The sequence below is a fragment of the Bacillus sp. PS108 genome, from assembly GCF_037963335.1.
In the GTDB taxonomy this organism is placed as follows: domain Bacteria; phylum Bacillota; class Bacilli; order Bacillales; family Bacillaceae; genus Bacillus; species Bacillus subtilis.
The window spans coordinates 3,187,755-3,200,072 of sequence record NZ_CP150155.1 but is presented as its reverse complement, the minus strand read 5'-3'; the positions used below and the strand labels follow the sequence as shown (position 1 = coordinate 3,200,072).

Below are 12,318 nucleotides of genomic sequence, written 5' to 3'. Positions count from 1 at the left end.
TTTATTATTTATTTTCAAAAAGACTTGTTGAGTGAAGAGGCTGTACGCGGGCTTTCGGGTCCATGTAAGCCTTGGCGTTGTTCACTGCTGTCGGTGCCTCACCGAAGCCGCTGGCAATCAGGTTGACTTTTCCTTCGTATGTACAAATGTCACCTGCTGCAAAGAAGCCTTCGATATTTGTTTCCATTGTTGATTTTACGACAATGGAATTTTTCTCGATGTCCAGACCCCAGTTTTTGATCGGTCCAAGAGATGAAACGAAACCGTAGTTGACGATTAAGTCATCAATTTCTAAAATCTCTTTGCGGTCGCCTTTCACTTCTTCAAGCACTAGCTGTTCGATTTTGTCTTCGCCGATCAGCTCCGCAGGGACGAATGGTGTCAGGACATTAACCTTCGACGCATGAAGGTTTTCCACACTGTGCTCGTGCGCACGGAACTTGTCGCGGCGGTGAATGATCGATACTTCTTTTGCGATCGGCTCAAGCATAAGCGCCCAGTCAACCGCGGAATCTCCACCGCCAAGGATCGCAACGCGTCTGCCGGCAAATTTTTGCAGATCATCAACGAAGTAATGGAGGTTTTTGCCTTCATACTGCTCGGCATTTTCAAGTTCCAGCTTTCTCGGTTTGAATGCGCCGTTTCCTGCAGTGATGATGACCGTTTTAGAGTAGTGGGTTTCTTCATTTGTTACAAGCTTAAACACGCCGTCCGCTTGTTTCTCAACAGATTCAACCGCTTGCTCCAGACAAATGGTTTGGTCGAATTTCGCCATTTGCTCTTTTAGGTTATTGATAAGCTCTTGCGCGCGGATTTTCGGGAATCCCGCTACATCATATATATACTTCTCAGGGTATAGGGCGCTAAGCTGTCCGCCGAGCTGAGGCAGGCTTTCGATAATTTTGACGCTTGCCTGTCTCATCCCGCCGTAAAAAGCGGTGAATAAGCCGACCGGTCCCCCGCCTATAATTGTAATATCATAAACCTTTGTATCCTCTCGCATACGAAAATTGCCTCCTAAATGAAAATTGTTATTAATTATACCATATTGCCGTTCAAATTGACGAGTCAGCAGAAAAAATCGTAAGGATCTAACGTGCCCATCCGTTCTTGAAAATATTTCCGCAGGCCGCTACGATAATAACCAAATGAAATGATCTTTTTCTGAATGTTTCTTGGGCCAGCCGGATAAACATGATAATAGTGCTACGGGTAAGGACTTCACAAAAAACTTTTCAATATATTTCATAAAATCCCGCCAATAAGCTGAAGCTAACACAAATGATGATTTTATTATGGGTCTAACAAAAGCAAAAAAAGAGAAGGTGGATGTGATGGCATTGAATAAGCCCAAAATCGTGATTTTAGGTGCAGGATATGGCGGATTGATGACGGTGACAAGGCTGACGAAGTATGTCGGGCCGAATGATGCTGACATTACGCTTGTAAATAAACACAATTATCATTATGAAACGACATGGATGCATGAAGCGAGCGCGGGTACGCTCCATCATGACCGCTGCCGTTATCAGATAAAAGATGTAATCAACCAGTCACGGGTGAATTTTGTACAGGATACCGTAAAGGCAATCAAAATTGATGAGAAAAAAGTTGTGCTTGCGAATGGAGAACTGCAGTACGATTATTTAGTCATCGGGCTCGGCGCCGTGCCTGAAACGTTCGGCATTAAAGGCTTAAAAGAATATGCGTTTCCGATTACCAACATCAACACGTCGCGCCTGCTGCGGGAACATATTGAGCTGCAGTTTGCGACTTACAATACGGAAGCGGAAAAACGGCCGGACAGGTTAACGATCGTTGTTGGCGGTGCCGGATTTACGGGAATTGAATTTCTTGGCGAGCTGGCTGCTCGCGTGCCGGAGCTCTGTAAGGAATATGACGTTGACAGAAGCCTTGTCCGTATCATTTGTGTGGAAGCAGCGCCGACCGTTTTGCCGGGCTTTGATCCGGAACTTGTTGACTATGCCGTACATTATCTTGAGGAAAACGGAGTTGAGTTCAAGATCGGCACGGCTGTACAAGAATGTACACCAGAAGGAGTCAGAGTCGGCAAAAAAGATGAGGAACCAGAGCAGATCAAATCGCAAACCGTTGTTTGGGCGGCAGGTGTCCGCGGCCATCCGATTGTGGAGGAAGCCGGTTTTGAAAATATGCGCGGCCGAGTCAAAGTTAATCCTGATCTCCGCGCCCCGGGACATGACAATGTCTTTATTCTCGGCGACAGCTCGCTGTTTATGAATGAAGATACAGAGCGTCCGTATCCGCCGACTGCGCAAATTGCAATGCAGCAGGGCATAACGGTCGCTAAAAACCTTGGCAGGCTTATTAAAGGCGGAGAGCTTGAGGAATTCAAGCCGGACATTAAGGGAACAGTGGCTTCTCTTGGCGAGCATAACGCGGTTGGGGTTGTTTATGGCAGAAAGCTGAAAGGCACGCCCGCTTCGTTTATGAAAAAAGTCATTGATAACCGCTCGCTGTTTATGATTGGCGGACTCGGACTGACACTGAAAAAAGGCAAGTTCAAGTTTTTCTAAAAACCCGCGGAAGCGGGTTTTCTTTATTAAAAAACGCCAAAATAAAAAGAGAACGAGAGGAAAACAAGTATGTTTCCGCTTACATCAAAAGATTTGTTACATGATCTGACTTTATTGTTGACAGCTTGATATGGTATATTATCAGAAAATTAAGAAAAAGGGTGATGATTAGATGAAAACTGCAACGACAACCGCTTCACATGCATGCCCATTTTGTTCAGGGAAAGGATATTTTCAATTGATTCTCGGCGGTTCAGAGACTTGTCCGTCTTGCCAGGGGACAGGAAAAGACAGTCATTCTTTTTCCAGCCGTTGACTTTATTTCAGCCCCCGCGTTACACTAAAAACAACGCAGGGGGGTGGAATAGGTTGATTAGTCTGCCAGTTGTAATCATCTCAATTGTTTTGTTTTTTGTCTTGTTTTTTGGAATCGGTTTCTTATTAAACATGCTGCTGAGAATGTCTTGGATTATGGCTGTGATTTATCCGATTGTATGCCTTTCCATTATCAGCAAAGAAAAGCTGATCAGCTATGTCCAGTCGCCGGGAGAATCCTTTGCCAGCCTGTTTCATCGTGTCTTATCATTAGCGGCTGCCGATGTGCTGATTTTAGTCAGCGGTTTGGCCGGCGCCATCGTGTCCGGTATAGCGATCAACATGCTCAGAAAAAGAGGATATCAAATGTTTTAAATGCCGCTTTCTTCTAAAGAAAGCTTTTTTTATGCGTTCAGCTCATTCACCATTTTGAATAATGCTCTCTCCACTTGGGAACAATGATTCGGAGGAGAGGTGAATGATGTTGAATATGATCAGACGTTTGCTGATGACCTGTTTATTTCTGCTTGCATTTGGCACGACATTTTTATCAGTGTCAGGAATTGAAGCGAAGGACTTGTCAAAATGGGTGCAGGAACATCAGGAAAAGCACTTGAAGCATGCAGGACTGACATTAAAAGCATTGCAGCAGAAACAAACACAAACCACGTCCGCGGCTGAGGATAAAACAAAACCGTTAGAAGAGGCATTTGATTGGGATGAATATCCAGTCCAAAGAGTAACAGCAACAGGCTACACAGCAGGAGCTGAGTCGACGGGCAAAAATCCCGGTGATCCATTATACGGGCTTACATATTCAGGTGTGAAAGTGAAACGGGATTTATATTCCACGGTTGCTGCTGACCCGTCCGTTTTCCCGATCGGAACAATTTTATTCATTCCGAACTACGGTCTCGGAGTTGTGGCCGACACAGGATCAGCTATTAAGGGAAACCGCCTTGATCTGTACTTTGAGACAGTCAAAGATGTATACAATGAATGGGGCAAAAAAACCCTTGATGTATATGTGATTAAAAAGGGAACGGGAAAGATTACCGAGGATGAGCTTGAGAAGCTCAATGAAACAAAATCTTTGCAAGTGTTCAGAAATCAATATAAAACTGTGAAAGAATAAAACGCTCCAGCGAAAGCAGGAGCGTTTTTTTACATGAAAAAGTAAGCGAGTACCAATGTCAGTAAAATACCTGTTAATCCTCCGAAAAAGACTTCGATCGGCTGATGTCCGAGAAGCTCTTTCAGCTTTTTTTGCTTTTCTTTCTCTGCAGCCTTAGGGAAGTCCTTCGCTTCATTTACGAAACGGTTAAAATCAATGACAAGCTTATTAATGACTGTTGCCTGCTCACCGGCGTGGCGTCTGACGCCAGTTGCGTCAAACATGGTTATGACGGCGAAAATGGCGGAAACCGCAAAGAGTGAGGAGTCTAATCCATGCTCCAAGGCTACGCCTGTTGAAAGTGCAGTGACCGCTGCGGAGTGAGAGCTGGGCATGCCGCCTGTGCTTGTGACCAGCGACCAGTCCAGTTTTCTGGACACGATAAACTGTATGGGCACTTTGATGACCTGAGCAAAAATAATTGCGGCCAGGCTTGATAATAAAGGAAAATTCGTTAAAAGTTCCATCGGCGACATCCTTTCTATTTGAAAAATCCTTCGTGTTTCAAAAGAAAAAAGCAAGTCTTAGACTGTTGTTTGTTAAAATAAGTATAGTGGAAAGAATGTTTTTCCTATTATACCATTGTTCATTACAAATACCCATTACGTTAGGAGTGTAAGCCTCATGTTTTATGCGGTTCAACAATCAGAGCATACAGAAACCCTTGTGGTCGGGCTTTTTCAAAAAAGCCAGCTGACAGGAAAAGCGTTGGAAATTGATGAAATGCTCGAAGGCCATCTGACACAGCTTTTAAAAGAGGGTGATGTCTCTGCGAAACCGAATCAAGTATCAAAAGTATTCCCTCCATCTTCTGCGGGTATGAAACGGATTTATTTCGTTGGTCTGGGGAGAGAAGCAAATTATTCGTTTGAACAGGCGAAGGAACGTTTTGCTCATGTTTTTCAAGCCATTCATAAAGATCGAAAACAAGAAACTGCTGTTCTGCTTGATACGTTTATTTCGGAAGACGTGCCTCCAGCCGATGCCGCTCATGCTTTAGCTGAGAGCTGCCTGCTTGCTTCCTATGAGGTGCAGGATTATAAGCACAAATCAAATGAGCCTGACAAACAAATTGAAGCCGTGTATGTTGTAACAGATGAAGATACACAGGAAGTGCAGGCAGGGCTTCGCGTCGGCCAGGCATACGGACAAGGGACAAATTCGGCTAGAACGCTGGTGAATATGCCGGGAAACATGCTGACAGCGACTGACCTTGCTTCGTATGCTGAAGAGCTTGCGGCGAAATATGATTTTGAGTGTGAGATATTGGAGAAATCAGAGATGGAAGAGCTCGGTATGGGCGGAATACTTGCGGTAAACCAAGGCTCCACCGAACCGCCGAAAATGATTGTGTTGAAATATCAGGGCAAAAAGGAATGGGAAGACGTCGTCGGACTAGTCGGGAAAGGAATTACCTTTGACACAGGCGGCTACTCCATTAAAACGAAATCTGGAATTGTCGGCATGAAATCAGATATGGGAGGAGCAGCTGCGGTTCTCGGGGCTATGGAAACGATCGGAGAGCTTCGTCCTGAGCAAAACGTGCTGTGCGTTATTCCATCAACCGATAATATGATCTCCGGCGGGGCCATGAAGCCGGATGACGTGATCGTATCTTTAAGCGGAAAAACAATAGAAATCCTTAATACGGATGCTGAAGGAAGGCTAGTGCTTGCAGATGGCATTACATACGCGAAACAGCATGGCGCGTCAGTTCTTGTCGATGTAGCTACGCTTACCGGCGGCGTCGTTGTGGCATTAGGAACAGATACAACCGGTGCAATGACAAATGATCAAAGCTTTTACCAGCAGGTAGCTGATGCTGCACAAGAGTGCGGCGAGGCGATCTGGCAGCTGCCGATAACAGAGAAGGATAAAAAACGCGTGAAAAGCAGCCAAATGGCGGATCTCAGCAATTCGCCGGGACGCGAAGGGCATGCGATTATGGCTGGAACGTTTCTTGGTGAATTCGCTGAGTCAACACCTTGGGTTCACCTTGATATTGCAGGAACAGCGACTGCCAATAAAGCAACCTGCTTCGGGCCGGCCGGGGCTACTGGCGTTATGGCAAGAACACTGGCTACACTTGCGGAGCGATTTACATTGGAAGAAGATAAAAACGAGTAATGAAAAATCCCTGCTGTATGATGAGGCAGGGATTTTTTTCTTCTGGAATCTTTAGTTGACTAAAGTGGATCGGTTATGATACGATACGTTCGTACTTTATTTATCTACTACATTAGCAAACTAAAGGATTTTTGGAGGGGTATCATCATGAATGCAGTCGTCATCGCAGTCCTGCTTATGCTTGTATTAAGCCTGCTGCGTGTCAATATTGTTATCGCATTAATTATAGGCGCCTTGGCCGGCGGGTTAACAGGCGGGCTCGGTCTTGGCGAAACGGTTAAAGCTTTCACAGACGGTCTCGGCGGAAATGCCACCGTTGCAGTTAGCTATGCCATGCTTGGCGCGTTTGCCGCCGCTTTGACGAAAACAGGTCTTCCGGACGCAATGGTGGAAGCCTCCGTTAAATTAATCGGAAATAAAGAAGATTCTCGAAAAAAAGCACTGTCTAAGGTGCTGATTGTGCTGATTATTTTAATTGTATCTTGTTTTTCGCAAAACGTCGTTCCGGTTCACATCGCGTTTATCCCGGTGCTGATTCCGCCGCTTTTGAAAATCTTTAATGAACTTGAAATGGACCGCCGTCTGATCGCGTGTGTAATTACATTTGGCTTAACGGCTCCTTATATTTTGCTTCCGGTGGGTTTCGGCCAAATCTTCCAAGGCATGCTGAAGGACAATATGGCGGATGCCGGGTTAAACGTTCCGCTTGCTGACATTCCGTACGCACTGATTATTCCAGTTGCAGGTATGGTTGTCGGCCTTATTTTATCAGTGATCGTATACCGTAAACCGAAACAATATGAAACAAAAGACATTTCAGGTGCAGAAGCATCGCCATATACGAGAAAAAGTATTGGTATCGCGGTTCTAGCCATTGTTGTGTCACTCGGCGTCCAGCTTTACTTATCTCAGACTTTGGGAGTAGAAGGAATGATTATGGGGGCGCTCGCTGGTCTGATTGTTCTGTTTGTCAGTGGTGTGATGAAGCGTGATGAAGCGGACTCACTGATTACTGATGGAATGGTTTTAATGGCCTTTATCGGCTTTGTCATGCTTGTTGCAGCCGGGTTTTCAAACGTATTGACGAAAACCGGAGATGTCGAGTCACTGGTCAAAACGTCAGCTGGTTTTATCGGACACAGTCAGTCCTTGGGCGCATTGCTGATGCTCATTGTCGGCTTATTAATTACAATGGGGATCGGATCTTCTTTTGCGACGATTCCTGTTATCACAACCATTTTCGTGCCTCTATGCATGCAGCTTGGATTCAGCCCGATGGCAACGATTGCGATTATCGGGGCTGCTGCTGCGCTTGGCGATGCCGGTTCACCTGCCAGTGACAGTACGCTTGGACCGACTTCAGGTTTGAGTGCGGACGGCCAGCATCACCACATTTGGGATACTTGTGTGCCGACATTTATATTTTATAATATTCCGCTTGTCATCTTTGGCTGGATTGCAGCGCTTGTTTTATAGGAAAAAGGCTCCCCTTTACTGGGGAGCCTTTTCTCGTTATGATAAAAAAACCGTCCAATAGAACGGTTTTTACGTAGATGATATGTGATTTCTGTTAAAGCCGGTTGCTTTATGAATAGAGCGGTAGATTGCTGGTGCGATAAACGACAGTATCACAGCCAGCGCTGTATCTTTTACCATAAACCAAATCATAAAGCCCCAAGCCGTGCCGTAGCTCACTGGCGTATGAATCCACAGCTTCAGTGCAAGATACATATAGGTAGTGCCGATGAGATACATGATCGCCGTTCCGATAAGTGAAGCAATGAGAAATCGAATTTTACTTGGCTGAATGTTTCGTTCTAAAAACCATCCCGCTGCAAATGCTGCCGGAATGTATGAGATAATAAACCCGCCGCTTTTCCCTGCAAACGGTGCGAAGCCTGCTGAAAATTGAGCAAACACAGGCGCTCCGGCCAATCCCACAAGTGCATATACAATCATGGCAATCGCTGCCCGTTTGCTGCCAAGAAGCAAAGCTGCCAAGAGACAGAAAAACGGCTGCATCGAAAGCGGAATGCCGGCTACTTGTAAAAAGGGTGCTACTGATGTAATGTTGGCCCCGACAGCCATAAGTGCGGCGAACATGCCAATCAGCGCCATATCTCCCGCACGAAGTTTACGTTGTTTCATCGTTGTTCCCCCTTAGGTTGACATACACAATCATAGAGTAATAAAGAACAAAAAGATTGTCAACATGATTTTAAATTAGGTTAACAAAAAGGAGGCCCATATGTATTTCGGAAAAACAAGACAGTCCGATCAATCTGGAAGAGTGCCGCCAAATCAAAACGTCACCACTTCATTTCCTGTGCTTCATACCGGAGATGTCCCATATTACGAAGATATGACGAAATGGAATCTTCAAGTATACGGTTTGGTTGACCATCCGATGCTGCTAAGCTTTGAAGATGTCAAAGCCTTTCCACGGTATGAATCGAAAAACGACATTCATTGCGTCACGGGATGGTCAAGGCTTGATAATGTGTGGCAAGGCGTGCGGGCTTGTGATATAGCGGAAAAAGCGGGTGTAAAAGAAGAAGCGGGCTACGTCATTTTACATGCTGAAGAGGGCTGGACGACCAATCTGCCGCTTGATGATTTCTTAGCGGAAACTTCCCTTCTGGCTTATGCGCATAATGGCGAACCTTTAACCCTTGAACACGGCTTTCCGCTGCGGGGTGTATTTCCGCATCTGTATTTTTGGAAAAGCGCCAAGTGGCTGCGCGGCATCCAATTTACGAAAGAAAATCACCCTGGCTTTTGGGAGCGGAATGGCTATCACATGAGAGGCGACCCTTGGCAAAATCAAAGGTTTACATGGGATTAAGGTTCTATTTCAAATAGGACAATATGCATCTTTATTAGGCTTTTACTTCCATATTGATAGTCTGCAGGTACCTTATTTGATCAAGGTGCCTTTTTTATTCGGGAAAAAGTTGACTTTCTTTGGAAGAAAACCTATTATTTGAGGTGTCTAGTTGATAGTGAAAATCATTATCATACATTGCGGTTTAGTTTAAGGAGAGGAATGTCGTACTGCATGAAAGAACAAACAACAGACCGGACAAATGGCGGGACATCAAACGCATTTACGATTCCTGGTACGGAAGTGCGTATGATGTCTTCACGCAATGAAAACCGTACCTATCACATTTTTATCTCGAAACCTAGTACGCCGCCGCCACCCGCTGGTTATCCTGTGATTTATCTGCTGGATGCCAATTCTGTCTTCGGAACGATGACGGAAGCCGTTCGAATACAGGGACGCCGACCAGAAAAAACCGGGGTGATCCCTGCAGTGATCGTCGGCATTGGCTATGAGACAGCGGAGCCGTTCTCCTCAGCACGCCACCGGGATTTTACAATGCCAACAGCCCAATCGAAGCTGCCGGAAAGGCCCGACGGCAGAGAATGGCCGGAGCATGGCGGAGCAGAGGGCTTTTTCAGATTTATTGAAGAGGATTTAAAACCGGAGATAGAACGAGATTACCAGATTGATAAAAAAAGACAAACAATCTTTGGCCATTCGCTCGGAGGGCTTTTCGTGCTGCAGGTGCTGCTAACAAAGCCCGATGCGTTTCAAACGTATATCGCAGGAAGTCCGTCCATTCATTGGAATAAACCGTTTATTCTCGAGAAAACGGACCATTTCGTCTCTCTCACCAAGACAAACAATCAGCCTATCAATATCCTGCTTGCCGCAGGAGAATTGGAGCAGCATCATAAAAGCCGGATGAACGACAATGCGAGGGAGCTTTATGAGCGGCTGGCCGTTTTATCTGAACAAGGCATACGGGCAGAATTTTGCGAGTTTTCAGGAGAAGGACATATTTCAGTTCTTCCAGTTTTGGTCAGCAGGGCGCTGCGTTTTGCGCTTCACCCTGACGGACCGCATCTATCAATGGGCTGAGACATACTCAGCCTTGCCTTTAAAAAAATATTTGTCACTGAAATTATATTTGACTGTCACATGACATTTGGATATGATTATTTTTATAGTTGATAATGATAATCATTATCAATAGATTGCGTTTTTCAAGGCGCAGCAGTCTTTTTCGCTGGATGTCTGTTCGGCATTTAGAGCGAAGAAAGGAATTGATGATATGAATGCAAAGAGTATAGAGGGAAACATTGCTTTTATAACAGGGGCTGCCCAAGGAATAGGCGAAGCTGTTGCGCGGACGCTTGCCAGTCAAGGCGCACATATTGCGGCAGTTGATTATAATCCTGAAAAGCTGGAAAAGGTTGTGAGCAGCCTCAAAGCAGAAGGCCGCCATGCAGAAGCTTTTCCTGCGGATGTGAGAGACAGCGCGGCGATTGACGAGATCACGGCGCGCATCGAACGTGAAATGGGGCCGATTGATATTTTAGTGAATGTAGCGGGTGTCCTTCGCCCGGGACTGATCCATTCGCTTAGCGATGAGGAATGGGAGGCGACGTTCTCAGTGAATTCGACTGGTGTATTTAACGCCTCGCGTTCAGTCAGCAAATATATGATGGACCGAAGATCAGGTTCGATTGTAACAGTCGGATCGAATGCTGCCGGTGTACCAAGAACATCTATGGCGGCATATGCGTCTTCAAAGGCTGCGGCTGTGATGTTTACGAAATGCCTTGGCCTTGAGCTTGCAGAATACAATATTCGCTGCAACATTGTATCTCCCGGATCAACGGAAACTGACATGCAGTGGTCATTATGGGCCGACGAGAATGGAGCGGAGCAAGTCATAAAAGGATCACTTGAGACATTTAAAACAGGGATCCCGCTCAAAAAACTAGCCAAGCCTTCGGATATTGCGGATGCGGTGCTCTTTTTGGTTTCTGGCCAGGCAGGGCATATTACGATGCATAATTTATGCGTAGATGGCGGCGCGACCTTAGGCGTGTAACTGAATTTAAAGGAGGTTCATGAGAATGTTGGATCAAAACGTTATAACAGAAACAAAAGCGGAGCATTTGCTTCATGAATATCAGCCGGGCGCCTTTTTCTTAGCGTCTCCTCATCGTGTACTGTTAGCGAAAGGCATATGTGAAATCGTACCGGAGGCAGACGGGCAAAACCAAATGGAAACCCTTTCTGGCCGAATTGCAGAGACGCTGCGTCAGGCAAAACAATCAGGGCAAAGCCGGCCGCTTGTTGTCGGGGCCGTTCCTTTTGATCAAGTAAAAGCAGCGCGGCTCGTTGTACCTGAAGAAGTGCGCTGGTCAGGACCGCTTCAATTTGATCATGAGGAAAAGGAACAGCAGGCTGGGCATACATACCACATAAAGCCTGTTCCTGAACCTGAGGATTATAAAAATGGTGTTGAACAAGGGCTGACACGCATTGCCGATGGAACACTCAGCAAAATCGTTCTGTCCAGATCGCTGCATTTGACATCGCCTGAACCGATTCAGACGGATGAATTGCTTCGCCATCTGGCTCAGCATAACTCGCATGGCTACACGTTTGCCGCAGACGTGTCCAGTCAGGAGGAAACGTCTCCCCGCCGAACATTGCTCGGAGCAAGTCCGGAGCTTCTCGTTTCAAGGATGGGAACACAGGTCGTTTCCAACCCATTAGCCGGCTCAAGGCCGCGCAGTAATGATCCTGTTGAAGACCAGCGCCGGGCAGCTGAATTGCTTTCTTCCGCAAAGGATCTTCATGAGCACGCGGTTGTCGCTGACGCGGTTGCGGCAGCGCTGAGACCTTTCTGCCGGACGCTGGAGGTTCCGGAGAAGCCTTCACTGATCAAAACGGAAACGATGTGGCACCTGTCCAGCGTGATTAAGGGAGAGCTTTCCGATCCGTCTGTAACCGCACTTGAATTGGCGGCGGCGCTCCACCCGACGCCAGCCGTCTGCGGAACACCGACTGATCTTGCAAGAGAAGCGATTCTCAGCATTGAACCATTTGACCGCGGTTTCTTTACCGGCATGGTCGGATGGTGTGACGATGCCGGTGACGGAGAATGGATCGTGACCATCCGTTGTGCAGAAGCAGAAGAACGCTCACTCCGCCTGTATGCTGGAGCTGGTGTTGTGGCCGGTTCAAAGCCTGAGGACGAGCTTCAGGAGACGTCCGCAAAGTTTCGGACAATGCTGCGGGCAATGGGCGTGGATCACATATGAACAGAATGAATTGCTGGA

13 protein-coding genes are annotated in these 12,318 nt (G+C 46.4%); 10 read left to right on the top strand and 3 right to left on the bottom strand.

Annotated elements, in window-relative coordinates; translation table 11 throughout:
- Positions 1-4: 4 nt before the first annotated feature.
- Positions 5-1,003, bottom strand: a complete 999-nt coding sequence (gene yumC, locus NSQ16_RS16660) for a ferredoxin--NADP reductase 2 (RefSeq protein ID WP_003220618.1) — start codon at positions 1,001-1,003, stop codon at positions 5-7.
- Between the two features lie 331 nt (positions 1,004-1,334).
- Between yumC and NSQ16_RS16655 the strand changes: the two genes are divergently transcribed.
- From NSQ16_RS16655 to spsC, 4 genes are all read left to right on the top strand, one after another.
- Positions 1,335-2,555, top strand: a complete 1,221-nt coding sequence (locus tag NSQ16_RS16655; protein WP_339232335.1) for an NAD(P)/FAD-dependent oxidoreductase — start codon at positions 1,335-1,337, stop codon at positions 2,553-2,555.
- A gap of 172 nt (positions 2,556-2,727) precedes the next feature.
- The gene (locus NSQ16_RS16650; RefSeq protein WP_003243733.1) at positions 2,728-2,871 is read left to right on the top strand and encodes a YuiA family protein; all 144 of its coding nucleotides are present in this window, start codon (positions 2,728-2,730) and stop codon (positions 2,869-2,871) included.
- Positions 2,872-2,924: 53 nt separating this feature from the next.
- Entirely contained in the window at positions 2,925-3,245 is a 321-nt protein-coding gene (locus NSQ16_RS16645) for a YuiB family protein (RefSeq protein WP_339232334.1), read from the top strand.
- A 103-nt stretch (positions 3,246-3,348) separates the two neighbouring features.
- Positions 3,349-4,005, top strand: a complete 657-nt coding sequence (spsC, locus tag NSQ16_RS16640; RefSeq protein WP_072175151.1) for a stationary phase survival protein SpsC — start codon at positions 3,349-3,351, stop codon at positions 4,003-4,005.
- 29 nt (positions 4,006-4,034) lie between these two features.
- Here the strand turns inward: spsC and NSQ16_RS16635 are convergent, their stop codons facing one another.
- A complete protein-coding gene (locus NSQ16_RS16635) occupies positions 4,035-4,511 on the bottom strand; it encodes a divergent PAP2 family protein (protein ID WP_003244337.1) in 477 nt (158 codons plus the stop codon).
- Positions 4,512-4,668: 157 nt separating this feature from the next.
- Between NSQ16_RS16635 and NSQ16_RS16630 the strand changes: the two genes are divergently transcribed.
- Both NSQ16_RS16630 and NSQ16_RS16625 read left to right on the top strand, forming a co-directional pair.
- The gene (locus NSQ16_RS16630) at positions 4,669-6,171 is read left to right on the top strand and encodes a leucyl aminopeptidase (protein WP_327837308.1); all 1,503 of its coding nucleotides are present in this window, start codon (positions 4,669-4,671) and stop codon (positions 6,169-6,171) included.
- A 147-nt stretch (positions 6,172-6,318) separates the two neighbouring features.
- The gene (locus NSQ16_RS16625) at positions 6,319-7,647 is read left to right on the top strand and encodes a Na+/H+ antiporter family protein (protein WP_003228736.1); all 1,329 of its coding nucleotides are present in this window, start codon (positions 6,319-6,321) and stop codon (positions 7,645-7,647) included.
- Between the two features lie 69 nt (positions 7,648-7,716).
- Here NSQ16_RS16625 and NSQ16_RS16620 read toward each other — a convergent pair whose 3' ends face one another.
- The gene (locus tag NSQ16_RS16620; protein WP_003228737.1) at positions 7,717-8,319 is read right to left on the bottom strand and encodes a BioY family transporter; all 603 of its coding nucleotides are present in this window, start codon (positions 8,317-8,319) and stop codon (positions 7,717-7,719) included.
- A 100-nt stretch (positions 8,320-8,419) separates the two neighbouring features.
- Between NSQ16_RS16620 and NSQ16_RS16615 the strand changes: the two genes are divergently transcribed.
- The 4 genes from NSQ16_RS16615 (at position 8,420) to dhbC (ending at position 12,300) form a co-directional block, all read left to right on the top strand.
- Positions 8,420-9,016, top strand: coding sequence for a sulfite oxidase-like oxidoreductase (locus tag NSQ16_RS16615; RefSeq protein ID WP_327837306.1), 597 nt, complete (start codon positions 8,420-8,422; stop codon positions 9,014-9,016).
- Positions 9,017-9,229: 213 nt separating this feature from the next.
- Positions 9,230-10,099, top strand: a complete 870-nt coding sequence (besA, locus tag NSQ16_RS16610) for a ferri-bacillibactin esterase BesA (protein WP_032722448.1) — start codon at positions 9,230-9,232, stop codon at positions 10,097-10,099.
- A 193-nt stretch (positions 10,100-10,292) separates the two neighbouring features.
- Positions 10,293-11,078, top strand: coding sequence for a 2,3-dihydro-2,3-dihydroxybenzoate dehydrogenase (locus tag NSQ16_RS16605; RefSeq protein ID WP_160244670.1), 786 nt, complete (start codon positions 10,293-10,295; stop codon positions 11,076-11,078).
- A 25-nt stretch (positions 11,079-11,103) separates the two neighbouring features.
- On the top strand, positions 11,104-12,300 hold the full coding sequence (dhbC, locus tag NSQ16_RS16600; protein ID WP_014480724.1) for an isochorismate synthase DhbC: 1,197 nt from the start codon (positions 11,104-11,106) through the stop codon (positions 12,298-12,300).
- Positions 12,301-12,318: the final 18 nt, after the last annotated feature.